This window comes from Rubrivirga litoralis, assembly GCF_031846415.1.
Classification (GTDB): domain Bacteria; phylum Bacteroidota; class Rhodothermia; order Rhodothermales; family Rubricoccaceae; genus Rubrivirga; species Rubrivirga litoralis.
In genome coordinates this window covers 25075-49038 of record NZ_JAVRHT010000028.1, presented here as the reverse complement: position 1 = coordinate 49038, position 23964 = coordinate 25075, and the positions used below count along the sequence as shown (strand labels likewise).

21 protein-coding genes and 1 tRNA gene are annotated in these 23964 nt (G+C 74.2%); 5 read left to right on the top strand and 17 right to left on the bottom strand.

Annotated features, from left to right (window positions below; translation table 11 throughout):
* Positions 1-94 precede the first annotated feature (94 nt).
* The 9 genes from RM540_RS11980 to RM540_RS11940 form a co-directional block, all read right to left on the bottom strand.
* Positions 95-1219 carry an endonuclease/exonuclease/phosphatase family protein gene (locus tag RM540_RS11980; RefSeq protein WP_311664371.1) on the bottom strand — a complete coding sequence of 375 codons (1125 nt, stop codon included), beginning with the start codon at positions 1217-1219 and terminating at the stop codon, positions 95-97.
* A 138-nt stretch (positions 1220-1357) separates the two neighbouring features.
* Entirely contained in the window at positions 1358-2527 is a 1170-nt protein-coding gene (gene dprA, locus RM540_RS11975; RefSeq protein WP_311664369.1) for a DNA-processing protein DprA, read from the bottom strand.
* A gap of 192 nt (positions 2528-2719) precedes the next feature.
* On the bottom strand, positions 2720-3958 hold the full coding sequence (locus RM540_RS11970) for a patatin-like phospholipase family protein (RefSeq protein ID WP_311664367.1): 1239 nt from the start codon (positions 3956-3958) through the stop codon (positions 2720-2722).
* 176 nt (positions 3959-4134) lie between these two features.
* Positions 4135-4845, bottom strand: a complete 711-nt coding sequence (locus tag RM540_RS11965; protein ID WP_311664365.1) for a phasin family protein — start codon at positions 4843-4845, stop codon at positions 4135-4137.
* Between the two features lie 44 nt (positions 4846-4889).
* Entirely contained in the window at positions 4890-5339 is a 450-nt protein-coding gene (locus RM540_RS11960; RefSeq protein ID WP_311664363.1) for a polyhydroxyalkanoate synthesis regulator DNA-binding domain-containing protein, read from the bottom strand.
* A gap of 447 nt (positions 5340-5786) precedes the next feature.
* Entirely contained in the window at positions 5787-6605 is an 819-nt protein-coding gene (locus tag RM540_RS11955) for a phosphatidate cytidylyltransferase (protein ID WP_311664361.1), read from the bottom strand.
* Positions 6606-6612: 7 nt separating this feature from the next.
* Positions 6613-7023, bottom strand: coding sequence for a putative signal transducing protein (locus RM540_RS11950; protein ID WP_311664360.1), 411 nt, complete (start codon positions 7021-7023; stop codon positions 6613-6615).
* Entirely contained in the window at positions 7020-8093 is a 1074-nt protein-coding gene (locus RM540_RS11945) for a CPBP family glutamic-type intramembrane protease (RefSeq protein ID WP_311664359.1), read from the bottom strand. Before RM540_RS11945 ends, RM540_RS11950 begins: the two co-directional genes overlap by 4 nt.
* A gap of 225 nt (positions 8094-8318) precedes the next feature.
* Positions 8319-9674 (bottom strand): DUF512 domain-containing protein, encoded by a 1356-nt coding sequence (locus RM540_RS11940; RefSeq protein ID WP_311664358.1) that lies wholly within the window; start codon positions 9672-9674, stop codon positions 8319-8321.
* A gap of 321 nt (positions 9675-9995) precedes the next feature.
* On the opposite strand from RM540_RS11940, the gene RM540_RS11935 reads away from it, so the two are divergent.
* The 4 genes from RM540_RS11935 (at position 9996) to RM540_RS11920 (ending at position 13919) form a co-directional block, all read left to right on the top strand.
* Positions 9996-12260 carry a glycosyltransferase gene (locus tag RM540_RS11935; protein WP_311664357.1) on the top strand — a complete coding sequence of 755 codons (2265 nt, stop codon included), beginning with the start codon at positions 9996-9998 and terminating at the stop codon, positions 12258-12260.
* 55 nt (positions 12261-12315) lie between these two features.
* Positions 12316-13434 carry a glycoside hydrolase family 130 protein gene (locus tag RM540_RS11930; RefSeq protein ID WP_311664356.1) on the top strand — a complete coding sequence of 373 codons (1119 nt, stop codon included), beginning with the start codon at positions 12316-12318 and terminating at the stop codon, positions 13432-13434.
* A gap of 144 nt (positions 13435-13578) precedes the next feature.
* Positions 13579-13764 carry a hypothetical protein gene (locus tag RM540_RS11925; RefSeq protein WP_311664355.1) on the top strand — a complete coding sequence of 62 codons (186 nt, stop codon included), beginning with the start codon at positions 13579-13581 and terminating at the stop codon, positions 13762-13764.
* An 81-nt stretch (positions 13765-13845) separates the two neighbouring features.
* Positions 13846-13919, top strand: a tRNA-Arg gene (locus RM540_RS11920).
* Between the two features lie 181 nt (positions 13920-14100).
* Here the strand turns inward: RM540_RS11920 and RM540_RS11915 are convergent.
* From RM540_RS11915 to RM540_RS11895, 5 genes are all read right to left on the bottom strand, one after another.
* A complete protein-coding gene (locus RM540_RS11915; RefSeq protein WP_311664354.1) occupies positions 14101-14640 on the bottom strand; it encodes an HdeD family acid-resistance protein in 540 nt (179 codons plus the stop codon).
* Between the two features lie 269 nt (positions 14641-14909).
* Positions 14910-16583, bottom strand: a complete 1674-nt coding sequence (locus RM540_RS11910) for a phytoene desaturase family protein (RefSeq protein ID WP_311664352.1) — start codon at positions 16581-16583, stop codon at positions 14910-14912.
* Between the two features lie 416 nt (positions 16584-16999).
* Positions 17000-17293, bottom strand: a complete 294-nt coding sequence (locus RM540_RS11905) for a hypothetical protein (protein WP_311664350.1) — start codon at positions 17291-17293, stop codon at positions 17000-17002.
* Entirely contained in the window at positions 17293-17628 is a 336-nt protein-coding gene (locus tag RM540_RS11900) for a hypothetical protein (protein ID WP_311664348.1), read from the bottom strand. Before RM540_RS11900 ends, RM540_RS11905 begins: the two co-directional genes overlap by 1 nt.
* 66 nt (positions 17629-17694) lie before the next feature.
* Positions 17695-19008, bottom strand: coding sequence for an acyl-CoA dehydrogenase family protein (locus RM540_RS11895; RefSeq protein ID WP_311664346.1), 1314 nt, complete (start codon positions 19006-19008; stop codon positions 17695-17697).
* A 94-nt stretch (positions 19009-19102) separates the two neighbouring features.
* On the opposite strand from RM540_RS11895, the gene RM540_RS11890 reads away from it, so the two are divergent.
* Positions 19103-19612, top strand: coding sequence for a hypothetical protein (locus tag RM540_RS11890; protein ID WP_311664344.1), 510 nt, complete (start codon positions 19103-19105; stop codon positions 19610-19612).
* Positions 19613-19772: 160 nt separating this feature from the next.
* Here the strand turns inward: RM540_RS11890 and RM540_RS11885 are convergent, their stop codons facing one another.
* The 3 genes from RM540_RS11885 to RM540_RS11875 are packed head-to-tail and all read right to left on the bottom strand — an operon-like array spanning position 19773 to position 23768.
* Entirely contained in the window at positions 19773-20690 is a 918-nt protein-coding gene (locus tag RM540_RS11885; protein ID WP_311664342.1) for a sirohydrochlorin chelatase family protein, read from the bottom strand.
* A 45-nt stretch (positions 20691-20735) separates the two neighbouring features.
* On the bottom strand, positions 20736-21437 hold the full coding sequence (locus RM540_RS11880) for an HmuY family protein (RefSeq protein ID WP_311664340.1): 702 nt from the start codon (positions 21435-21437) through the stop codon (positions 20736-20738).
* 18 nt (positions 21438-21455) lie between these two features.
* Complete coding sequence (locus tag RM540_RS11875) at positions 21456-23768, bottom strand: TonB-dependent receptor (RefSeq protein ID WP_311664339.1); 2313 nt, start codon at positions 23766-23768, stop codon at positions 21456-21458.
* Positions 23769-23964 lie beyond the last annotated feature (196 nt).

Sequence of the window (23964 nt, the reverse complement as noted above, 5' to 3'; positions counted from 1 at the left end):
GCGCCACCCCGCCCACGCGCGCCTTTTCCCTTTTCCCTTTTCCCTTTTCCCTTTTCCCTTTTCCCTTTTCCCTTTTCCCGAGCCGCAGGCGAGGCTACACGTCCGCCGCCTTGCGCTCCTCGGCTTCCTCCTCGGACTCCTCCTCCTTGAACGCGGCCGCGTCCTCGACCATCTTGGCTGCCTCCTCGTCGTCGGCCGAGTCGGCGTCGGGGGCCTCCTGGAGCGGGCGCTTGGACTCGTCGAGGGCCAGCTCGATGGCGATCGGGAAGTGGTCGCTGCCCACGTTTCCCAGGCGCTGGAGGCCGACGAGCGCGAAGTCGTCCGAGTGGAACACGTGGTCGAGCGGGTAGCGGAGCCAGCGGTGCTGGGCGTGGAACGTGGCGAAGAGGCCGCGCCCGACGCGGGGGTCGAGGAGGTCGGCCTTCTTCTGGAACAGGCTCGTCGTGTAGCTCCAGGCCACGTCGTTGAGGTCGCCGGCGACGACGACCGGCTCGTCGAAGTCGACGATGTCGCGGGCGGCCAGGACCAGCTCGGCGTCGCGGAGCGTCGAGTCCTGGGCGATGTCGGGGCGGGGCGGCCGCGGGTGGAGGAACACGAAGCGGACGCGGTCGCCGCCGGGGAGCCGCGCCAGCACCCACAGGCTCGGGACCTCGTCCTCGACCAGGTGGCGGACCTCGACGTCGTCGAGCTCGAGCCGCGAGTACAGGCACATCCCGTACGTGTCGTCCTGCGGCAGCTCGACGGCGTGGGGCAGCCGGTCCTTTAGGGCGCCCGCCGTCTCGGCCCACCACGCGTCCGTCTCGACGGCGACGACGAGGTCGGGGTCCTCGGCGCGGACGGTCTCGAGCCACCGCTCGCCGTCGCGGTTCTCCATGAGCACGTTCGAGATCACGAGCCGGAACGAGCGGCCCTCGGCGGCGCCGTCGACGTCGAGCGTCTGGACGCTGGCGAGCCGCGTGTACGGGAGCATCCGCCAGACCTCGTAGGCCGTGGCGAGGGCCAGGAGCCCCATGATCGCCCACTCCACCCCGCCCGGCTCGGCGAACCCGACGTGGACGACCCCGAACAGGACGAGCACGACGACCGCGGCGGCGGCGATCTGGGCGCGCGGGAAGTCGAACATCCGCACCCACCAGTACGGCTTCCGCACGAACGGGAGCGCGACGGCGAGCACGAGCAGGACGGCGAGAACGGAGAGCGTGAGCTTGACGGCAGTCAACCAGGCGGGGGGACGACGGGGGAATGGGGCGCAAACCTACGCCGGGGCGCCCGTCTCCATACAAGAACCAGGCCACCGCCCCGCCCCCTCACCGCGCGGGCGGGGCGGGGCGGCCTCGGGCACGGCGGACCGCCCCGCTCACGCCCGGTAAAACTGCTTGCCAGCGAGCTGGCGGACGAGCCCGCGAAACTCGAGCTGGAGCAGGTACACGAGCGCCTGCGACGTGTCGACGCCGGACGCGCCGCAGACGGCGTCGAGCGGGCGGGGTTCGCCGTCGAGCGCGTCGAGCAGGCGGCGCTCGACGGCCGTGAGGTCGGGCGGCGCGGGCGCGGGCGGGGCGGGCGGTGCCGCGCCGGGCGGGGCGGCGGCCGGGGCCACGGCGTCGAGCGCGGCCAGGACGTCGGACGCGCCGAGGGCGAGGGCGGCCCACCCCTGCTGCACGAGCCGGTTCGTCCCCTCGTAGTCCGAGAACACGGGCGCCGGCGCGGCGAACACCTCGCGGTTTTGCTCGAGTGCAATAGCGGCCGTCAGGAGCGCCCCGCCCGTCGCGCGGGCCTCGGCGACGACCGTGGCCGCGCTCATGCCCGAGACGATCCGGTTGCGGCGCGGAAAGTGCGGGGCGTCCGGCTTCGCCCCCATCGGGAGCTCCGACACGACGGCGCCCGCGCCGCGCTCGACGACCTCGCGCACGACCGGCGCGTGCCGCGACGGGTAGATCCGGTCGACGCCCGAGCCCAGGACGGCGACGGTCCGGCCGCCGGCGGCCAGCGCCGCCCGGTGCGCGGCGACGTCGACGCCGTAGGCCAGCCCGCTCACGACGGTCGCCCCGCCCTCGACGAGCCCGCGCGCGAACGCCTCGGCCACGCGGAGCCCGTAGTCGCTCGCGCGCCGCGTGCCGACGACGGCCGCGGCCCGGTCGTCGGCCGCGTCGAACCGCCCGAGCACCCACAGGAACGGCGGCGGGTCGTAGATCTCGCGGAGGAGCGCCGGGTACTCGCCGTCGCCGAACGCGACGAGCCGCGCGCCGACGCGCTCGGCCCGCCGGAACTGGTCGTCGACCGCCCGCGCGTCGGCGCCCGCGCGGACGGCCTCGGCCGTCGCCCGCCCCACGCCGTCGACGCGGACGAGCCGGCCGGCCGGCGCCGCGAGCACGCGCTCGGCCGACCCGAAGGCGGCCACGAGCGCCCGCGCCCGCCCCGCGCCGACGCCGGGCACGAGCGAGAGCGCCACGAGCGCCCGCCGCTCGGCGTCGCTGGCCGGGACGGGCGGGGCGGCGGGCGGGGCGGGATCGAGAAAGAGGTCGGCCACGGCCCGAACCTACGGGCTGGGTGGTAGCCGGAAACAGGGCGGGTTGGCTCGTCTCGCCTGCTCGACCGCCCCGCCCGAAGCCGTGGGCGGAGCGGAACGTTTCAGCCGCCACCCCGCCCCCTGCTCTACCTGCTCCCCCACCCCGCCCGGGCGGGGCGGCACCGCTCGTTGCTCTACCCGCTCTCGTCACTACTACGCCGCCCGCGTGCGGAGCACCTCCTCCAGGTCCGCCAGCGCGTCGTGGAGGTCGCGCGTGGCGACCGTCGAGGGCAGCAGCGGGCGCCCGGCCGCCAGCCCCACGCTCTCCCACACGTCGAACTGCGGCCGCGTGAGGACGTCGGTGCGGAGCGTGATCCCGTGGCGCGCGAAGACCGGGCCGACCTCGCCCGCGCGGTCGCGGAGTTGGGCCAGCGTCGAGGCGTAGGCGTGGGCCACGATCTCCTTGCGCGCGGCGAACGAGAACACGTTCGTAAAGAACATGGTGTAGTCGTCCTTGGGCGGCTCGAACAGGACGAGGTCGGCGCCCTCGTAGCGCCCGCGGTAGCTGGCCATGCCCGTCCCCATCCGGCTGTGGACGAGCGTGCGGAGCGTCTGGCTCATCACGCCCGGCATCCCGCGGTCGACCAGCCGGCCGCGGCGCATGGCGCCCGTCGCGACGGCGCGGGCCGTGTCCACGGGCACGATCGGGTTCACGCACAGGACCAGCCCCGCCCCGCCCTCGAACGCGACCGACGCGTGGACCGTCTTGTTGAGGACGCCGTCGACGTAGTGGCGCCCGCCGATCTCGACCGGCGGGTAGAGGCCGGGGAGCGCCGTCGAGGCCTGGACGGCCCGCGAGATCGGGACGTCGTCGTAGCCGGGCTCCCCGAACAGGACCGTCTCGCTCGAATCCAGGTCGGTCGCCACGACGACGAGCCGGTTGCGGAGGCGGCGGAAGTCGTCGGTCCGCCCCTCGTGCTCGAACGTGGCGCGCAGGAAGGACCGGAGCGGGGCGTTGTCGAACACGCCGACCGGGAGCGCCCGCCCCAGCCGGTCGACGAGCGTCGAGACCAGGCCGCTCGAATCGCGCGGGTGCCGGAGCGCCGTGAACACGGCCTCGGCGACGAGCCCCGGCACGCGGAGCGCCCGCCGGGCGTACTCGCCGAGCGCGGGCGAGAGGAACAGGTCGGGGCGGAACGGGTGCTCGCCCGGCTCCTCACCGACGACGGACCGGACGAGCTGGGCCGTCGTGATCCCGTTCGCGAGCGAGGCGCCGACGAACGCACCCGACGAGACGCCGACCGTGATGGGGACGTCGTTGAGGTCGAGCCCGTCGAGGGCGTCGTCGAGGGCGCGGAGCACGCCGATCTCGTAGATGGCGCCCTCGGGGCCGCCGCCGGCCAGGGCGAGCCCAACCGTCCCGGTCGTCTGCTGGAAGTCGGCGATCTGCATGGCGGAAGCGCTTTCGGGGGGATCAGAGTGTACCGCCGGGCGGGGCGGGGCGGGCGACTGGGGGCGGGGTGGCCGAGCGCGCAGCGCGACCACGCGTTCCGGGCGGACGTGCAGAAACGAAGCCGGGCGGGCGCGGGAGTCCACGCCCGCCCGGTGCGGAGGACGTCCGGGGACGCCTACGCGCGCTGCTCCTGGACGCGGACGAGCGCGGCCTCGGCGTCGCCCCGCCCCTGGACCTTCTCGACGACGACCTCGCCGACGCGGATCTCGTACCAGCCGCCGCCGACGGCCTGCATCGACGCGTCGGCCTGCACCGAGGGCGCGGCCGACGCCGCCGCCCGGGCCGCCGTCACGGGCGCAGCCGGCGTCACGGGCTCGGCCGACACCTGGCTCGTCTTGAGGCGCTCGATGTGGTCCGTCAGGCGCTCGACGCTCGCCGAGAGCTCCCCGACCTCGTCGCGCGTCGGGACGCCCAGCCGCTTCATGACGGTCGCCACCGTCTCCTGGAGCCGGTCCTCGGCCTTGTCGGTGGTGTCCTCCGCTGCGTCCTTGGCCGAGGCGGCGCGGCCCTTGACGAGTCCCGTCGCCTTGCCGGCGCGGCCTTCGAGGTCGTCGCGGACGGCCTTCAGGCGGTCCACGCCGAGCGAGGGGAGGTCGACCTTCTCGCCCTTCTGGACGAGGTTCTTGAACAGCTTCGAGCCCTCCTCCTCGGCCAGCGCGAGCGCGCCGAGGCCGGCGAGGAACACGTTCTGGACCGAGTCGCGGACGTCGCCGACCGTGTCGTTCACGTCCTTCTGCACCTTGCCCGCCGTGGACCTGGCGAGTGTGACGGCGTCGGTGGTGGTCTTTTTCAACTCCTTCTGGAGGTTCTGAGTCGTGGTAGCCATGGGGATGGGAGGTTGGTGGTCGGCGCCGGAGCGCGTCGGGTCAGCTAGTCGGTCTGCGAGTCGTCGATCTCGTTGAGCGTCCGTTCGAGGCCCGCGAGGCGGGACCGGAGCCGGTCCATCTCGTCGCGGACCTCGGCGATGGGGCCGCCCGGGCGGATCCGGTCGACGGCGAGGCGGGCCAGGTCGTCGACGCCGCGGCGGGCCGTCGAGAGACCAGCGCCCACGGCGCCCTCGCCGGCTCGGACCGCCCGCTCGCCGATCCGCACGAGGTCGTGGAGGAACGGCGTCGAGAGGAGCGAGCGGCCGTTGCGGCCCTCTTCCGAGATGATCTGCGTGAGCACGGCCGCCGTGACGTCGTCGCCCGTCTTGTTCTCGACGACCTGGACGTCCTGGCCCTCGCGGACGAACCCGGCGATCTCGTCAAGGCTGACGTACCGGCTCTCGGCCGTGTCGTAGAGCTTCCGGCTGCCGTAACGTTTGATGAGGCGGGGCATGGGGGCGGGGTGGTTCGGGCTTTTTGACGCATTGCGGCAAAGCAGGTTCCGCACCGCGTCAAAGGACCCGCCCCGCCCGTCGTTGCTCGCTCACACGGCGGCATGCCGCACTGCGTCGCCCCCACCCCGCCCCGTGTGGCGCGGCGGGGCGGGGTGGCTTCTCCCCGGTCTGCCGCCCCGCCCGTCGAGCGCGTCGTAGGACGCGGGCGGGGCGAGACCTGGAGTGACCGCCCCGCCCACTCCTGACTCCGCCGATCTGACGGTTGCCCAGGAGGGGAACTCCCCGCCCGACCGCCCCGCCCGCCCCGCCCGCCGGTACCCGCTGGCAGAGCGCCCAGAGCGCTAACGCACGCCGCAACAGGTCGTGGGGGCAGACCCAACGATCCGAGACAGCCCACCCAAGCCCGTACCTCGTACCCGGTACCTCGTACCCACCCGGAGGGCGCCCTACGTCAGCCCTTTCGTCAGGTCCAGGTACAGGACCACGAGCGGCATGGCCACGACGGCCGCGTCGATCCGGTCCAGGAGCCCGCCGTGGCCGGGCAGCCACGTAGCCGAGTCCTTGACGTCGACCGACCGCTTAAAGTGGCTCTCGACGAGGTCCCCAAACGGGCTCGCGACGCCGCACGCGAAGGCGATGGCCGCCACGTCGGTCCACGTTAGGACCGCGTCGAGCACGGCCAGCTTGAAGCCGGCGACGACGACGAGCGCGCCGACCGCCCCGCCCACGGCGCCCTCCCACGTTTTCTTGGGCGAGACGCGCGGGAACAGCGGGTGCCGCCCAAATGCGCGGCCCGCGAAGTAGGCGAACGTGTCGGTGCCCCAGATGCCGAAGAGCGCGGCCGTCGTGAGCCAGAAGGCGTCGTGGCCTACGAGCCAGGGCGGATCGGCAAGGCGGAGGGCGACGAACGAGCCGACGAAGGCCGCGGGGTACGCCACGCCGAAAAGCGTGGCCGAGGCGTCGAGGAGCGGCGTGGCCTTCCGCCGGTACAGGACGCCGAGGAGCACGACGAGGCCGCCGAGCACGAGGAGGTTCAGGCTCCCAGGAATCACGGCGCGCATCGATGTGAGCAGCCCGAGCCCGAGCCCGAGCGGGACGAACGGGTCGGCGCCGGCCTTGCGCAGGAGGCCGTAGACCTCGACCTGCGCCGCGACCGCCACCGCGCCCATGACGGCGGCGAACACCCACCCCCCGAGCCACACCGCGCCGATGGCGAGGGCCGCCGCGACGATCGCCGTGAGGGTCCGCTGAGTGAGGTTCGACACGAGGCGCCTACGCCTCGTCGTCGTCGGGGACGTCCAGGCTGATCTCCTCGATCCCCGAGTCCAGGCGGGCCTCGGCCGACGGGTCGTGGGCGTCGGGGGCCATGACGTCGGCGCTCATGGCGGCCGCCTCAAGCTCCTCGTCCGAGAGCGGAGCCTGGTTGACGATGTCCCGGGCCGCCCGCTCGTCGCCGGGCCGGACCATCACGTGGACCGGGGCCATGTCGCCCACGTTGAGGTTGAAGCTGTGGTCGCGCTGCGTGAGGACCACGGCCGCGACGCCGGCCTCGTCCAGCCGGTCGCGGACGAGGTCGGCCTCGAAGTCGGTCGAGCACTCGTAGACCGAGATCCACCCCTCGTAGGTCCGCGACTGGCGGTCTTCGGGGTCGTTGTGCTGGGGGGGGCCGGACGGCTCTTTCATGTCGCGGGGCGGTGGGGCGGGGCGGTGACCGGCTCGGCGTCGTCGCGGTCGCCGACGACCGCGTGCCGGCGGCGGAGGAGGGCCTGCACGACGGCGTACGTCAGGACGAGGCCGCCGATCCCAAGGTACCACGGGAACGTGGCCGCCTCGATCTCGGCCATGTCGACGTCGCCCCGGTGCTTGGCGACAGCGGCGACCGCCACGGCGAGCCCGTTGTTCAGGAGGTGGACCGCGACCCCGGCCCACAGGCTGCCCGTCGCCCAGACCACGAACCCCATGTAGATCCCCAGCATGGACAGCGGGACCACCTGGCTCAGCCGGAGGTGGTAGACCCCGAACAGGACGCCGACCACGACGATCGACGCCACCGCCCCGCCCCGGCGCTCGACCTGGCGCTGGAGGTAGCCCCGGAACAGGAGCTCCTCGCAGATGGCCGGCGTGAGCGCGAGGGCTACGAACAGGAACGCCGTCGAGAGGTCGCTGCCCAGGAGCGCGCCTTCGAGGAGCTCGACCTGCGACTGCTCGAACTGGCGCAGCCACTCGGGCTGCGGGAGCGACTCGTTGAGCTGGCCCGCCCACAGGACGGCCGGGTAGAGCGTGGCCCACCCGAGCGCGGCCAGCGCGAGCCCGGGGCCGTCCGGGCGCCGGACGCGGAGGTACTCCCAGGCGTCGGGCGAGTGGAGCCGGGCGACGGCGACGGCCAGCAGCCCGAACCCGACGGCCTGCCCGACCGTGTTGGCCGTCAGCAGGAGCCGCCCGTTCTCGAGCACACCCTCCATGAGCGCCCCGACGTCCGACCCGCCCCCCGACCGCGCGACGTCGATCCCGATGCCGATCGCGATCACGAGCGGGCTCACGACGAGCTGGAACAGGAGGAACGCCAGCACGAACACGAGCGCCGCCGCCCAGAGCGGCGTGAACCCGTTCCGCTCCATCCACCCCGTCAGGCGGACCGGCCGTGCCCACGGCCACGCGTCGCGGAACGCGGGGACGGCCTCGGCGGGCGGGGCGGACCCCAGGGGGGCAGGCCCCTGCGGGGCGGGGCGGTCGGCGACGGGCGGGTCGGTCATCGGGCGGGGCGGCAGAGCGGGGCGGCCTCAACGTCGGGCCGCCGGCGGGGATTCGCGGGGGTATCGGCGGGCGCCGCGCCGGTCTTGCACCGGGGCCGTCCCGCCCCGCGACGCCACCCCGCCCGGGCTGCGCCGCAGTCTTGGGTAGGGACACCATGCATGGTGTCCGTACGGGTAGGCAGGCCGCCCCGCCCTCCTCCACCCCGCCCTCGCGGGCGGGGCGGTCTACGCCGGCACCGCGTCCGCGAGGCGGTCCACGAGCGCGGCCCAGTCGCCGTCGAACACGGCCACCTCCACCCCGCCCAAGGCCGCGCTGAGGTCGTCCGGCGTCATCTGGCCGGGGCGGTTGTCGAGGAAGAGGCCCTCGAAGTTCACGCTGTCCGGCGGGAGCACGACGAGGTCGCCGAGCTCGCCCCGCTCGGCGAGCGGCCGGAGCGCGGCGGCGAAGCTCTTGAAGTTGAGGAGGCCCGAGACCGTCACCGAGTCGCCGAAGAGGAGGTTCTCGCAGGCCACGACGCGCACGTCCAGGCCGCCGACACCTTCCAGGGCGGGGCGGACGCGCTCGTCCAGGAACGGCGCCGTGAGCGCGCCCGAGGCGAACGTCACGCGGCGCGGGGCGGGGAGGGCCTCGGGGAAGTCCTCGGCCTGGAAGGCCAACTCGTTCAGGAAGTCGCGGCTCATCCCGACGCCGTTCTCCATGAGCGGGTAGCCGTCGTAGTCGTCCTCGTCGGGGAAGTCCTGGCCGGCGAGCAGGTAGACCTCGTCGGAGAGGTAGACGAAGCCGCGCCCGATCGTCTCGCGGAACGTCCGCTGCCAGCGCTCGACGAGGCGCACGAGCTGGCGGGCCTCGGCCGGCGACACGAGGCGGAGGTCGGCCTGCTCGCGCCGGTGCCGCGTGAGCCCGACGGGCACCACGCTCACGGAGTACAGCCGCTCGTGGAGGTCGTAGAGGTCGAGAATCGTCTCGACCAGGCGGCCGGCGTCGTTGAACCCGGGGACGAGCACGATCTGGGCGTGGAGCTCGATGTCATGGTCGGCCAGGTAGCGGAGCTTCTCGCCCAGCCGGTCGCGGAGCGTCCGGTGCCCCATCATCCGCGCGCGGACGTCGTCGTCGGTGCAGTGGACGGAGACGTAGAGGGGCGAGAGCCGCTGCTCGACGATCCGTTCGAGGTCGCGCTCGCGGAGGTTGGTGACGGTGATGTAGTTCCCGTAGAGGAACGACATGCGGAAGTCGCCGTCGCGGAAGTAGAGCGTGTCGCGCAGCCCCGTCGGGTTCTGGTCGACGAAGCAGAAGACGCAGTCGTCGCCGCAGGTCTTGACGCGGAACTCCTCGAGCGTCACGCCGAGCGGCTCGTCGGGGCCTTTCTCGACCACGTCCTCGCGGAGGTCGCCGCCGACGCGGACCTTAACGGCCAGCCGCTCCTCGGACGCCTTGAACCTCAGGTCGAGCTCGTCGGCGACGGCCTCGCCGTTGACGGCGAGGATCTGGTCGCCGGGCGCCCACCCCAGCGTGTGGGCGAGCGACCCGGAGTCGACGGCGGTGATGCGGACGGGCACGGGCGGGGCGGCAGTGAACGGCAAACAACGGGCGGGGAGGCGGATAGGCTGCCCGGGCCGCGTGAAGGGTTCGGGCGTTTCCGCCCCGCCCGGGCCGCTGCCGGGCCTCCCGCCCCGCCCAGAGGCACGGGCGGGGCCGCTCAGACGAGCCCCGAGCCCGCGGGCAGGGCGCACCGGATGAACTCGCTCGCGGGCGGGGCGGACCTTCTGCGTCGGCAACCCCTCCGCGTTCCGCGGGGTACATGGGGTGCCTGAACCCGAGGGTTTCGGGCCGCTTGAGCTCCCGAGCCGGCCCCCGAACACGGCGTAGCTGCCCCGCCCTCCCACCACCGCCCCACACCCGGTATGCACGCGACGATCCTCTCGACCTACCCGCCCCGCGCCTGCGGGCTCGCGACGTTCGCCCGCGACCTTCGAGACGGGCTCGTCCACGCCGGCGTGACGTCCGACGTCGTCTCGGTCGTGCGCGCGCCGGCCGGCGACGGCCAGCGCCCCGAGGTGACGCTCGAGGTCGACCAGCCGACACGGGCCGACTACACCGCCGCCGGGCGGCGCGTCGCGGGCGGGGCGGCCGACGTCGTGAGCGTCCAGCACGAGTTCGGGATCTTTGGGGGGGCAGAAGGCCGCTACGTCCTCGACTTTATCGACGCCTGCGACCGGCCGGTCGTGACCACGCTCCACACGGTCCTCCCCGACCCGCCCGGCCACTACCGGCGGGCGCTCGGGGCCGTCGTCGCGCGCTCGACGCGCGTCGTGGTCATGACCGAGACGGCGCGGGACCTGCTCGAGTCCGTCTACGGCGTGCCCGTCTCGAAGGTCGCCGTCGTCCCCCACGGGGCGCCGGCCGCCCCGGCCGTCCCACCGCCGGGGCTGCGCGAGGAGTTGGGGCTGGAGGGCCGAACGGTCCTGCTGACGTTCGGGCTGCTCGGGCCGTCGAAGGGGATCGAGTTCGCGATCGCGTCGCTCGAACGGGCCGTCGCCGCGCAGCCCGACCTGCTCTACGTCGTGCTGGGCTCGACGCACCCCGAGATCGTCGAGCGCGAGGGCGAGGCGTACCGCGAGCGGCTCCAGGCCGAGGTCGCCGCGCGCGGGCTGGACGACCACGTCCGGTTCGTCGACCGCTACGTCGACAAGGACGAGCTGTGGGGATGGCTCTGCGCCGCCGACGTCTACGTCACGCCCTACCCGGGCATGGACCAGATCTGCTCGGGGACGCTGTCCTACGCGCTCGCCGCCGGGCTCCCCGTCGTGTCCACGCCGTACCTCCACGCCCGCGAAGTGCTCGCGGGCGGGGCGGGCGCGCTCGTGCCCTACGGCGACACCGACGCCTTCGGCGAGGCCCTCGCGCGCTACGCGGCCGACCCCGAGGCCCGCGCCGAGGCCGCCGCCCGCGCCCGCGCCTTTGGCGAGACGACGACGTGGCCGGCTACAGGCGCCGCCTACCGCGAGGTGTTCGAGGCCGCCGTGCGCGCCCACCCCGCCCCGCCCGCGGCCTTCGACGTCCACCCCGGCGCGCTCCCGGCGGCGCTGGGCTACCTCGACCGGATCACCGACGACGTCGGCCCGATCCAGCACGCCACGTTCGGCGTCCCCGACCGGACGCACGGGTACTGCACCGACGACGCCGGCCGCGCGCTCGTGGCCGCCTACGACGCCGCCCGCCGCCTCGACCCCAAGCGCGAGGAGCGCGCGACAGCCCTCGCCGTGGCTCGGACGTGCCTCAGCTTCGTCCAGCACGCCCAGCGGCCGGACGGGACGTTCCACAACTTCATGGACTACGGCCGCCGCTTCCTCGACGACGGGGGCGGGGAGGACACGACGGGCCGGGCGCTCTGGGGGCTGGGCGCGACGGCGGCCTGGGCGCCCGACGAGCCCTCGCGGCTCCTGGCCCGGTCGCTCCTTGAGCGGTCGCTGGGCGTCGACCTCACGCACACGCGGGCCGTCGCGTACGCCGCGTGCGGGCTCGACCTCGCGCTGGGCCAGTTTCCCGACGCGGACGCGCTCCGCGACGCGCTCCGCACGCACGCGACCCGGCTCGTCGAGCAGTTCGAGCGGTCGGTCACGCCGCGCTGGCGGTGGTTCTGCGACGAGCTCACGTACGCCAACGCGCTCGTCCCCCACGCGCTGCTCCGCGCTGCGAACCGGCTGGAGGGCGAGCCCGCCGCCGAGCGGTTCCGGGACGTGGCCCTCGACGCCGGCGAGTTCGTGCTCGCCAACACGGTCTGCGACGGGCAGTTCGACGCGGTCGGCAACCGGGGCTGGCTCCGCAAGGGCGGCGGCCACGCCGTGTTCGACCAGCAGCCCATCGACGCGGGCTACGCCGCGCGGTGCTGGGCGGCCGACGCGGCGCTCACCGGCGACGACCGCTACGCGGAGGCGGCGCGGCTGGCCGTGGCGTGGTTCTACGGTCGCAACCGGGTCGGGCAGCCCCTATTCGACGTCCGCACGGGGGCCTGCTACGACGGGTTCTCGGAGCAGGGCGTGAACCTGAACCAGGGGGCCGAGTCGGCGCTGGCGTGCATCTTCGCCCACCTCGCCGCGGAAGATCTCGCCGGCGGCGGGGCGGCCGCCAGCGCCCAGGCGGCCGCAGACGAGGCCCGGGAGGGATAGGCACCGTATTTGGGGGCGGGGCGGGTATCTTCCCTCTACCCCGCCCCCCGGAGCCATGCACGCCACGCCCCCCCCCACGGTCGGCCCCGCCCGGTCCATCGAGGCCCCGCCGCCGGTCGCCGTCGAGCGCCTGCACGGAGGGCGCCCCTTTCTCGCGCCCGTCCAGGACAACCCCTGGGAGTCCGGCGTGGTCCTCAACCCGGCCGGCCAACTCGTCGAGGCCGACCGGCTGGAGGCGCTGCTCCCGGCGTGGGGCCTCACCGACGCCCAGGCCGACCGGCTCCGCGAGGCGGGCGGGGCGTGCGTGCTCTTGTACCGGGCGCAGGGCGAGGTCCAGGAGCACATTCGGATGGCGCCGTCGTACCTCGGCCGCGCCATCCTCACCCCGACGCTCGACCTCGTCCACCGCAGCGACCGCCCCGCCCTCAGCCCCGACGCCCCGTTCCACAACCTGGGACTCGAAGACGCCCGGTGCACGCGCGTCGGCGACACGTACTACCTGTACTACACGGGCTACACCGACCCCACGCCAGGCGACGACTTCGACCGGCACGTCGACATCTGCCTCGCGACGTCGGCCGACCTCGTGACGTGGGAGCTCCACGGACCGACCGCGGGCGACCTCAACCGGATCAACAACAAGAACGCGGCGCTCCTGCCCGAGCCGGTCGACGGGAACTACGTCCTGCTCCACCGGCCGATGGAGGGCGAGGACGCGATGGCCGTCCACTGGGCGACCGCCCCGGACCCCGCTGGGCCGTGGACGAGCAAGGGACTCCTGTTCCGGTCGTACCGCTACAAGGAGTTTGCGCAGTCGTGGGTCGGGGCGGGCGGGCCGCCGCTGTCGCTCGGCGGCGAGCGGTTCCTCATGGTCTACCACCAGGGCCACTACGCGCCCGACGGCTCGCGCGAGTACGACCTCTCGGCGGCGCTCCTGGACTTTTCCCACGACGACCCGGTCCGCGCTCGGATCGAGCCGCTCATGCGCCCCTCGGGTGCCTTCGAGACCGAGGGCGACGACGAACTCGGCGTCGACAACGTGCTCTTCGCCTGCGCCAACCATCGCTGGGGCGACCGGCTGGTGATCCCGTACGCGGGCGCCGACAGCCGCATCTTCGGGGCCACGCTCCCCTTCGACGAGCTCGTCGCCGCGCTCGAAGCCGAGGCCGCGTAGGGGCGGGGCGGCAGCGTGCGGGCGGGGCGGTTCGGGAATCGCCCGAGGCCGCGCCGGGACCCCCACCCCGCCCCCGGCGTACAAGGAGCCCTCTGATTTCGAGCGGGCGGTGGCGCCCGCCCCTGCCCTACGATGAACGCTCCGATGACCCCCGAACACTTCCAGCTCTTTTCCGACCGTAAGCTCCAAGAAGCCGTCGACCGCCCCGTCGCGCCGTCCGACGACCGCGACGCCGAGACCCGCGACCGGGCGCTCGTACGCATGGCCCGGTACGAAATCCGCCGCCGGCGGTGCGAAGTGCCCGTCGCCGACCGCTACGCTTCGGTATAGGGCGGGGCGGCCGGTTCACGCGCTCTTGCGGAGGACCGGGTTGCCCCACCCCGCCCCGGCCGTATCTTGGGACCACCCCACGCGCCCGTAGCTCAGCTGGATAGAGCGTTGGTTTCCGGTACCAAAGGCCAGAGGTTCGAATCCTCTCGGGCGTACACCGATCGATAGAAAGCCCTCGTCCCCAGCGGGACGGGGGCTTTTGTCGTTCGGTGGAACGGGTAAGCGGGGGCCACCTTCGGCACGGCCACCCCGCCCCCGTCTCCACAAGACTCGGCCGCCCCGCCCAACGCTGGGGCGGGGCGGGGCGGTTTTGAGAGCAGGGCGGGGTGGCGCGCCCTACAGGCTCCGCAGGCGGAACGCGAGCACGACGAGGGCGACGCCCGTCACCAGCGCGTACGCTCCGATCAGCCAGGCGAGGCTGAGCAGTCCGGCCCCGGGCCACACCAGGAGGGCGACGCCAAAGAGGACCGAGAGCACGCCGGCCAGCCCGAGCAGCCACTCGCCCTCGATCGCCTTGCGGAACTGGACCGCGGCCAGGACCTCGGAGATGCCGGTGAGGATGGCCCAGCCGGCGATAAACCAGAGCAGCACGAGCGCCGTCACGCCCGGCCAGAAGAAGGTGAGCACGCCGAAGACGATGCCGAGCACGCCGGTGATGAGCCACAGCCACCACCGCTCCACCCGGTCACGGTAACGGACGGCCCCGATCACGGCGACGACGCCGTCTACGAGGGCGTAGGCCCCGAAGAGCAGGACCAGCACACCGAGGGTGAGCACCGGCCAAGCGAGCGCCATGAAGCCGAAGAGGACGGCGACGATGCCGCGGAGCAGCGGCACCCACCAGTGGTCGGAGATGGTTCCGATGAGAGAGGCCAAGGGTCCAGGAGGCTAGACAGAGGAGACAGGCGCGGAGCCCACGCCAGTCACCCGTTACCTCTGGAAGAGCCGGGAGTTCTAACGGCACGGGTCTCCGCGGCCGCAGCCCTTCCGTTCCAGGGCGGGGTGGGACAGCACGAAGAGCCCTCCGGCCGCGCCCTACCTGTTGGATCTGGCCGCCCCGCCCACCCCGCCCTCGCTCCTGCCGCCGGGCGGGGCGGAGCCTGTGGAACGGGATGGCGGCGCTCGGGCGGGGTGGCGCCCCGCCCCTACTCGTCCGAGGACGACAGGAGCGACCAGAGGGCGGCCCCGGTGGCACCCGTTGCCGCCGCGCCCAGGGCGACCTCCTTCCACGGCACGCCGCTCGTGAGCCGCTCGGCCACAAGCCACCCCGACGTCGCGTTGTTGCCCGGGCCGGGCCACGTCGCCGCGCCGCACAGGTAGAGGTCCTCGACCGGCATCTCGTAGCGGCTCCAGCCGGGGAACGGGCGGAACAGGAAGTTCTGCCGGAAGTGGGCGCTGCCGCCAATCGAGTCGCCGCCGACGAGGTTCGCGTTGTGGCGCTCCAGGTCCATCGGGCTCATGGCGTGCTGGCCCACGATGCGCTCGCGGACGCCCGGCGCGAACCGCTCCAGCTTGTCCAGGACGCGCTCGGTGAACGGCCCGGTGGCGCCGTCCCAGTCGGTCGCGTCGATCTCGTCCGCGGCGTCGCCCTGGATCGTGCCGGGGACGGAGCGGACCTGGATCCAGAGCACGTGCGTGCCGTCGGGCGCGCGCGTCGGGTCGACGGCCGTCGTCTGGCCGACGATGAGGAGCGGGCTGTCGGGGAGCAGCCCGGCCAGGCTCTGCTGGTAGGTCCGCGCGAGGTCGTCGACCGTCGGCGGGATGTGGACGTAGGCGAAGCGGGCGAGGTCGTCGCCGGCGGCCCACGGCACGGGGCCGTCGAGGGTCAGGTGGAGCATGAACGTGCCCGGCCCGTGCTGGTAGCCCTCGACCTTGTGCTGGAACGGCTCGGGCGTCTCGACGCCGTCGAGCAAGCCGTCGAAGATGGCCTGCGGCATGAGGTTCGCAATCACCGCCTTCTCGGCCCGGATCCGCTCGCCGCCCTCGATCTCGACGCCCGTCGCCCGGCCGTCGTCGGTCAGGATGCGCGTCACGCGGGCGCCGGTGCGGACTGTCCCCCCGTTCTCCTCGATCATGGCGCAGAGCGCCTGCGGGATCTTCGACGCCCCGCCCTCGGCGACCACCATGCCGCCGGCGATGTTCGAGAACGTCTCCATGAGTGGGAAGACCGCCCCGCCCGAGACGTCCGGCCCGAAGTCCATGTGCATGCCCCAGGTCGCGAGGAGCGCCTGCGCCTTCTCGGTCTCGAAGTAGCTCGCGCCCAGCTCACGCGTCGAGCCGAGGAGCATCCGGGCCAGCTCCAGCGTCCGCTCCACGCCGACCGAGGCGACGCCCTTGGCGACCGCCGCGGCGGCCCCGGCCGAGGGGAGCGCGTAGTTGTAGAGCGGGAGGAACGCGGTCTGGAAGTCCTCGAAGCGCTCGTTGAGCCGCCGGAGGCCCTCGGCGTCGGCGGCCGAGTGCTGCGCCAACAGGTCGGCTGTCCGGTCGATGTCGGCGACCACGCGGAGCGCCGTGCCGTCTTCGAACACGTTGCAGAACGGGGTGTCGGAGTGGGCAAAGCGGAGCCCGTGGCGCTCGAAGTCGTCCTCCCACGCCTGGTACGGCGGCGACTGCTGGAAGAGGTTCTGGTTGGTCGAGTACAGGTCGTGGACGACGCCGGGGACCGTGGCCTCGCCCGAGCGGATGCACCCGCCGGGCGTGTCCTCGGCCTCGAGCACGACGACGGACCACCCCGACTTCGCGAGGGCCGCCGCGGCGACGAGCCCGTTGTGGCCGGAGCCGATAACGACGGCGTCGACGGTGGTGGGGGAAGCGGACATGGGCACGCGCGGGCGGGGTGGAGAAAGGGGCGAATAGGCCGCGGCGGCTCGGCTTGCCCCTCAGCGGGACCCGGAGCAGCCGGCGGCGGCGCTCCTGAGACTCGCGCGGGCTGCCCGTGGGTCCTCCGATCTGCCCCTCAGGCGGACCGCCCCGCCCCTGACCAGCCCTCCACCTAATACCGAATTCGGGTAGACTGTCACAGCCCGCTCCCCCCGCCCGAGCGCCCCTCGCTCCGCTCAGCGGGCGCTCGGGCTGTCCCCCTCACGCGTGAGGGGGACAATTTCCCAGCCCGGGAGCAGAGCGACCGGCCGGCAAGCGGGGGGAGCCGGCTGGCACGGATCAACCGGACTTGTTATAACTCCCAGCCTGCGGGACCACCCCGCCCCCGTTCAGGCGAGGCCGCTCCACCCCGCCCTCAGCCGTCGGGCGGGGCGGGGCGGTCCGAGGTCCGCCGCGAGGCGCGGCCGCCGCGCGTCCGCCGGACCATTGCCTCGTAGGCCTGCTGGCTGAGCCACGCCTCGCCGTCAGTGTAGGCGGGGCGGACGTAGTAGGTGCCAGCCCGGTGGATGGGCGTCCCGAACGCGACGCACCGCGCGCCCTCGGGCGGGGCGTCGGGCGTGCGCGCACGGCGCCAGCGGACGCGCCGCCACGGCCGCTCGGCCAGGGCCGCCCAAAAGGCGTCGTCGTGTTCGGGGCGGACCGACGGCACTACTCGCGCGCGCGGCGTCGGGCGACAGGCACCTCGTCGGCATCCCCGAGGTCCGTGTCAAACACGTCGGCGAGCGTGGCTGGGTCGAGCCGCCCCGCCCGCGCGGGCTCGTCGTCGGTGGCGATGGCCTCCAGCGTCTCGATGCGGCGGACGAGCGGGGCGGTGGCCTCCTCGACCGACGCCTCGATCATCGCGCGGAGCTCGCTCGCGCGCAGTTCCTCTCCCCCACCCCGCCCGACGGCGTTCGCGGCCCGAACCTTGGCGATGCCCGCGAACACGGCCCAGGGCAGCCCGATAAACACGGCGAAGATGGCGAACAGTTCGGTGATGTCCATCGGGGCGGGGTGGGTGCAGGCGGACTACGGGCGGGGCGGCGGGGCAGTTACGCCGCCCCGCCCCGCTCAGGAAAAGGCGTTGATTCCGGTCGCCTCCAGCCCGAGGACCAGCGTGTGGACCTCGTCGGTCCCCTCGTAGGTCACGACCGATTCGAGGTTGGCCATGTGCCGCATGACGGGGTAGACGCCGAGCACGCCGTTGCCGCCCAGGAGCTGCCGGCTCTGCCGCGCCACGCTCAGCGCCATGCGGACGTTGTCGCGCTTGGCGAGCGAGACGTGGGCGGGGCGCATCGTGCCCTCGTCCTTCATCCGCCCCAGCCGCCACGCCACGAGCTGCGCCTTGGTGATGCCGGCGAGCATGTCGGCGATGTGGTTCTGGACGAGTTGGAAGCCGGCCACCGGTCGCCCGAACTGCTCGCGCGAGGTCGTGTGCTGGAGGGCCGCGTCGTAGCACGCCATGGCGGCCCCGAGCACGCCCCACGCGATCCCGTAGCGGGCCTGCGTGAGGCACGAGAGCGGCCCCTTCAGCCCCTTCACGTTGGGGAGCATGGCGCTCGCCGGCACGCGGACCTCGTCGAGCACGACCTCGGACGTGACGGCCGCCCGGAGCGACCACTTGTCCATGATCCGCGGCGTCGAGACGCCGTCGAGGTCGGTCTCGACGAGGAAGCCGCGGACGTCGCCGTCGTCGTCCTTGGCCCAGACGAGCGCCACATCGGCAATCGACGCGTTCGTGCTCCACCGCTTGTGGCCCGTGATCACGTAGTCGTCGCCGTCGCGGCGGGCGCGCGTGGTCATCGAGCCCGGGTCCGATCCCACGTCGGGCTCGGTCAGCGCGAAGCAGCCGACGGCCTCGGCGGTCGCGAGCCGCGGCAGCCAGCGCCGCTTCTGCTCCTCGCTCCCGTACGTGTAGATCGGGTACATGACGAGCGAGCCCATCACGGAGCAGAACGAGCGGAGCCCGCTGTCGGCCCGCTCCACCTCCTGCATGGCGAGCCCGTAGGCGACCGACGACGCGCCGAGCCCGCCGTACTCGGCCGGGATCGTCGGCCCGATGGCGCCCAGCCGTGCGAGCCCGCGCGCGACGTCGAGCGGGAACGTGAGCGCCTGCGCGTGCTGCTCGATGACGGGCTGGACCTCGGCCGAGACGTACTCCCGGAGCCGGTCCCTCAGCGCCTTCTCGTCGTCCGTCAGCAGGTCGTCGACGCGGTAGAAGTCGAGGCCGTCGAACGACGCCGGGTCGTAGTCGCCGTTCGTGACGCCGTAGGGGATCGTCCCCAGGGGCAGGAACGCGTCGGGGTCGCCGGCCTGGTCGCGCACGTGCGGGGCGCCGTCACCGGCAGAAGGGGCGAGGGCGGGGCGGTCGGTGGGGTCGGCCATCGGGGGCGGGGTGGGTACTTTGAGGGCGCCGGGTGCAGTCTGCGGGATACGCGCGCAGAGCGCCCCGGTGCCCGACCCGATCGTCCCCCCACCCATGTTGTCTCCGTCCGCGTGGCGCCGCCTCGGCGTCCTCCTCGTGCTCTTCGCCGCCGGTCCGGCGCTCGCCCAGGCCGCCCCGCCCCGCATCGGCGTCGGGTTCGACGTGTCGGCCGCGCTCTTCGGCGGCGACCTCAGCCCGGACGGCCCCGCCCTCGGCGTGCGCGGGCGCGTCGCGCTGCCGGTCAACGCCGACGTCTCGGTGGCGGCGAGCCTGGGCGCCTCGGCCCACCTGTTCGAGGGGACGCGGGACGCCCGGTACGTCCTCAACCCGCAGGCCTCGCTCATCGTGACGCTGCCCGGCGGCGGGACGGCCCGGTACGTCCTGGGCGGGTTCGGCGGGTTCATCCCGTTCGACGGCGGCGGCGGGCCGACGGTCCACGGCGGCATCGGGTGGGCCGTCCCGCTGAACGCGACGTCGCTCTACGTCGAGGCCAACCCGTCGCTCATCCTCGGCGAGGACGCGACGGCCCTGCTCCTGACCGTCCGGGGCGGGGTGATCTTTTAGGACGCAGGGAGTCCTTCCCGGCAGCGCCCACCCCGCCCGGAGCGCTGGGGGCGGGGTGGTGCCAGGAGACGCGGCGGGCAGCGTCGGCCCGCCCCGCCCGTGGCGTGGGCGGGGCGATTCAGCAGACCGCCCCGCCCGACGCAACGGCGTGGTCGGCGCGTTACGGCGCGGGGGCCTCCCAGCCGGCGCGGGCGAGGACGGTCCGGTACTCGCGCTCGACCCAGTCGGCGACGGCCGGGTGCGGGAGGATGCCCGCCTCGGCGGCCCGGTAGTCGAGCCCGTCGAGGACGGCCGCGTACGGGCCGAAGCCGGAGAGCCGGAACGGGACCACGAGGACCGTCCGCCCGGCCTCGGTCTCGGCCGCGACGAACGCGCGGATGGCCCGCTCGGCCGCCGCCCGCGGCTCGGGCCAGTCCTCGCGGAGCGTCTCGACGCGGACGGCGTGGTAGCCGTCCGCCCGGAGCCCGCCCGTCAGGCGCTCCATGGCCGCGACCCAGCGGGCGTTCTCGACGTCGTCGCCGGTCCCGTGCGCGAGCACGAGGACCGACTCGGCCGCCGGGTTCTCGCTCACCGACGCCGCGCGCGCGGCGAGCACCTCGGCCACCTCGTCGGCCTGCATGAGGCCGTCGGGCGAGAGCGCGAGGGCCAGCCCGTGCTCGACGGGCGCGGGCGGGCCGTGCTCGCCGTGGGCGCCGCCGTGGCTGCCACCGTGGCCGCCCGACGGGCCGTGCAGCACGAACTGATCCGGCGCGTCGGGCCGGAGGCCGAGAAAGTACTCGGTCTGGTGGAGGAACGAGCGGCCGTCGAGGAACAGCCGGACCACGGCCGCGCGCCCGGCGCCTCGGCCCTCGAGCTCGGCCACGCCGGCGCCGAGCGAGGCCGGGTCGGCCATGCCGAACGCGACGGCGACGGGGTAGCGCTCGCGGAGCGGGGCGAGGGCGTCTTCGACGGAGGCGTTCCAGGCGGGGTCGCCGCCGTGGGCCATCACGAGGAGGCCGGGCGCGTCGGCGTCCTGGGCCGGCGCCGGCGGCGCGAGGGCTACGAGGACGACGGCGAGAAGGGCGGGAAAGCGGAGCATGGGGCGGGGTGGGACGAGAGGAGCGGGGCGGGGTGGGGACGGGCGCTAGAGCGCGGCCGTCGCGTCGAAGTCGCGCGAGCCGTCGGGCTGGACGACGTACTCGAACGTGTAGTAGCGGCCCTCCCCGCCCGGCTCGGACGGGTTGCCGCGGTAGTAGCTGAGGACGCGGAACTTGGCGTAGTCGCCCTCGCTGGTCTGGAGCACGAGCGTCCGGCCCGGGACCGGCGTGACGACGCCGTCGGCGTAGGTGTACCACCCGTTGCCGGACCCCGTGCAGACGACGTACGGCGTCCCGGGGAACGAGCCGCCCGGCGTTTGGACGGCTGGGCACTCGTTCTCGCCGTCGACGAGGTAGCCCTCGGCCGGCGCCTCGGCCAGCCCGGCGAACGGAGTCGCCTCGAGGAGCCGGCCGCGGACCGAGCCCGGACCGCTGGTGCCGCCGTTGAGGATGACCGTCGTGCCCTTGAGCCCGATGTCCCAGGCCGTCCCCGTCGAATCGGCCGCGCGCACGGCCGGGTCGCCCTCCGACGACGACAGGACGACCTCGCCGGTGTCGAGGTCGTAGAGCGTGAACTGGTCGTTCGCGACCGGCGCGCCTGTGTTCGGGTCACGGCCCGAGGTCGGGTCGGCCTCGACGTCGGCCGCGGTCTGGACGTTCAGCGGGACCGGCACGGGCTCGGGATCGGCGGAGTCGCAGGCGGCGAGCGCGAGGGCGCCGGAGAGGGCGAGGAGGGCGGGGCGGGTCATGGGGCGGGGTGGTGGAGGCTAAAAGAGGAGGCCGAGCGACGCGAACAACGTCCGCCCCGGCATGGAGGGGACGAGCGTGCTCCGCGTCACGTCGAGCAGGTTGTCGGCGCCGACCTGGACCTCGAGCCGGCCGACCGGGAGCGGGACGCGGTGCGTGAGTGTGAGGTCGACGACGGCGTAGCCGGACACGAACTCGTCGTCGCGGTTGGCGAGGCCGTTGCCGTCGAGGTCGCGGTAGCCGTAGCGGCTCCGCCAGCGGGCGCGGAGCGAGGCCACGGAGCGGCCGCGGATGGCCGTCGCACGGGCCGTCACGGCGTGCGGCGAGCGCCCGAAGAGGCCGCCGTAGTCGGCCAGCGAGAGTTGCACGTCGCGGCCGTCCGTGCCGCGGCCGAACACGGTCCCAGCCGCCAGCCGGTCGACGACCGCGTGGTCGCGGGCCTGGAGAAACTGGTAGCTCGCGGCGACCTCCACCCCGCCCCGCCGCGCCGTCACCTCGGCGTTCAGTCCGCGCGTGTAGATCCGGTCGAGGTTGAAGTAGCCGAACACCTGCTGCCCGTTCGTCTTCTGCGCCACCGGCTGCGTCTCGATCAGGTCGGCGACCTCGTTCCAGAACCCGCCGACCTCGACGGTCAGCCCCGGCGCGAGGTCGGCGGCGAGCCCGGCGTTGACGGCCACGGAGTTTTCGGCCTCCAGGACCCCCAGCGCGGCCGGGTCGAGAAACCGCTGCGCGACCTGCCCCTCGGCCTCCAGCCGGCCGAGCCCCTCGGCCAGCCGCGTGGCCCCGAACACGCTGTAGCCGGCGGCCGCGTTCGTGAACGCGAGGTAGAGCTGGCGGAAGGCCGGGGCCTTGAACCCGCTCCCCACGCTGGCCCGGAGCCGGAGCCCGGCCGCCGGGCGCACGAGGACCGACGCCTTGGGCGTGAGCCGGGCCGCGTAGTCGGAGTGGGCGTCGAACCGGGCGCTCACGGCGACGGCGAGCCGGCGCGACGGCGACCACTCGTGCTGCGCAAAGGCGTACCCCTGCCGCGCGCTCGGCGCCACCCCGCCCGCGCCGTAGCGGTCGCCGGCCAGCCGCTCGGTGGTCGCGCCGGCTCCGACGACCGAGATGTGGCGGCCGCTCCAGGCCGCGTCGAGCTGAGCCTCGGCCTTGGCGTAGCGCTGGTCGAAGTCGTCGGTGTAAGCGAGCGCACCGTCGGACTGCCGGCGGTGCCGGGTCTCGGCTTGGTAGCGCGCGCCGTAGAGCGTCGTCGTGAGCCGGAGCCCGCCGCCGAGCGGGGCGGTCCACTCGGGGTGGACGCTCCAGTCGACGCGGCGGCCGGCGTCGTCGTAGCCGACCTCCGCCCCGCCCTCGTCGAGCGCGAACGCGCCAGCCTGGTCCTGGGCCGCGACGCGCGCGCCGAGGCTCAGCCGCCCCGCCCCCAGCCGCGCCTCAGCGCGGACGTCGCCGGTCCAGTCGGTAAACGACGGGGTCGTCGGGCCGAACGCCTCGGGCGTGAGGTCGTAGCCGTCCGAGCCGAACCGGTCGGCGAGGACGCGGACGGCCCACCGCTCGCGGCCGACGGCGGCCTCGGCCGTCAGGTCGGACTCGCCATAAGACCCCGCCCGGAGCCGGGCGCTGCCCGCCTCGGTGCCCGCCGCGGGCAGCGCTGTGACCAGGTTGACCACGCCCGCCAGCGCTTCCGACCCGTAGAGCGACGACGACGGCCCCTCGACCACCTCGACGCGCTCGACCCCGGCGACCGCCAGCCGGTCCACGTCGAGGGTCCCGGCCGTCCGCCCGATGACCGGCTCGCCGTCGAGCAGGACGAGCGTGTAGTCGGCGTCGAAGCCCTGGACCTGGACGCCGCCGCCGTGGTCGTCGAACACGAACAGCCCGGGCACGTCCTCGAGCACGTCGCCCAGCCGGACGGCCCCGCGCTGGCGCATGGCCTCGGCGGTGACGACGGTCGTGGGTACGGCGACGTCCTCGACGTCGCGGGCCGTGCGCGTCGCCGTGACCACGACGGGGCCGGTCTCGACGGCCGCCTCCGACAACTCCACGTCGGCCCAGACGCGCCCGCCGACGGGGACCTCGACCTCGACCTCGGCCGGGGCGTAGCCGACCGCCGAGACGCGGAGCCGGGCCGCCCCGCCCGGGACGTCGGCGATGAGGAACCGGCCGTCGGTGCCGGCCGCCGCCCCGCGCCCGCCGACCCGGACCGTGGCCCCGGCGACGGGCTGCCCCGTCGCGGACGACGTCACCGCGCCCGCGACGGCCCCGCGGCCTTGGGACCGGGCAGCCGTCGCGGAGGCGACGACGAGGACGAGGGCGACGAGGCGGAGGGGACGCATGGGGTCGGACCGGGGCGCGGTGCCGAGGCTTCTATCTAGACTCTGTCCAAACCTAGACTGAGTCCAGACAAGCTGCCACTCCGACCTCCCCCTGCGCCCCGTCTTCACGCTCCGGCCCTCGCACAACCGCCCCGCCCTCATCTGAGGGCGGGGCGGCCTGGGGCGGGGTGGTCGTAAGCCCGGACACGGCAAGCCG

Excerpts from the sequence above, each read along its gene's own strand:
- RM540_RS11945 (WP_311664359.1), bottom strand. The coding sequence starts at position 8,093 with ATGACCGACCCGCCCGTCGCCGACCGCCCCGCCCCGCAGGGGCCTGCC.
- RM540_RS11880 (WP_311664340.1), bottom strand. The coding sequence starts at position 21,437 with ATGACCCGCCCCGCCCTCCTCGCCCTCTCCGGCGCCCTCGCGCTCGCC.
- RM540_RS11965 (WP_311664365.1), bottom strand. The coding sequence starts at position 4,845 with ATGGCTACCACGACTCAGAACCTCCAGAAGGAGTTGAAAAAGACCACC.
- RM540_RS11885 (WP_311664342.1), bottom strand. The coding sequence starts at position 20,690 with ATGCTCCGCTTTCCCGCCCTTCTCGCCGTCGTCCTCGTAGCCCTCGCG.
- RM540_RS11935 (WP_311664357.1), top strand. The coding sequence starts at position 9,996 with ATGCACGCGACGATCCTCTCGACCTACCCGCCCCGCGCCTGCGGGCTC.
- RM540_RS11910 (WP_311664352.1), bottom strand. The coding sequence starts at position 16,583 with ATGTCCGCTTCCCCCACCACCGTCGACGCCGTCGTTATCGGCTCCGGC.
- RM540_RS11930 (WP_311664356.1), top strand. The coding sequence starts at position 12,316 with ATGCACGCCACGCCCCCCCCCACGGTCGGCCCCGCCCGGTCCATCGAG.
- RM540_RS11895 (WP_311664346.1), bottom strand. The coding sequence starts at position 19,008 with ATGGCCGACCCCACCGACCGCCCCGCCCTCGCCCCTTCTGCCGGTGAC.
- RM540_RS11925 (WP_311664355.1), top strand. The coding sequence starts at position 13,579 with ATGACCCCCGAACACTTCCAGCTCTTTTCCGACCGTAAGCTCCAAGAA.
- RM540_RS11960 (WP_311664363.1), bottom strand. The coding sequence starts at position 5,339 with ATGCCCCGCCTCATCAAACGTTACGGCAGCCGGAAGCTCTACGACACG.
- RM540_RS11970 (WP_311664367.1), bottom strand. The coding sequence starts at position 3,958 with ATGCAGATCGCCGACTTCCAGCAGACGACCGGGACGGTTGGGCTCGCC.
- RM540_RS11900 (WP_311664348.1), bottom strand. The coding sequence starts at position 17,628 with ATGGACATCACCGAACTGTTCGCCATCTTCGCCGTGTTTATCGGGCTG.
- RM540_RS11875 (WP_311664339.1), bottom strand. The coding sequence starts at position 23,768 with ATGCGTCCCCTCCGCCTCGTCGCCCTCGTCCTCGTCGTCGCCTCCGCG.
- RM540_RS11950 (WP_311664360.1), bottom strand. The coding sequence starts at position 7,023 with ATGAAAGAGCCGTCCGGCCCCCCCCAGCACAACGACCCCGAAGACCGC.
- RM540_RS11890 (WP_311664344.1), top strand. The coding sequence starts at position 19,103 with ATGTTGTCTCCGTCCGCGTGGCGCCGCCTCGGCGTCCTCCTCGTGCTC.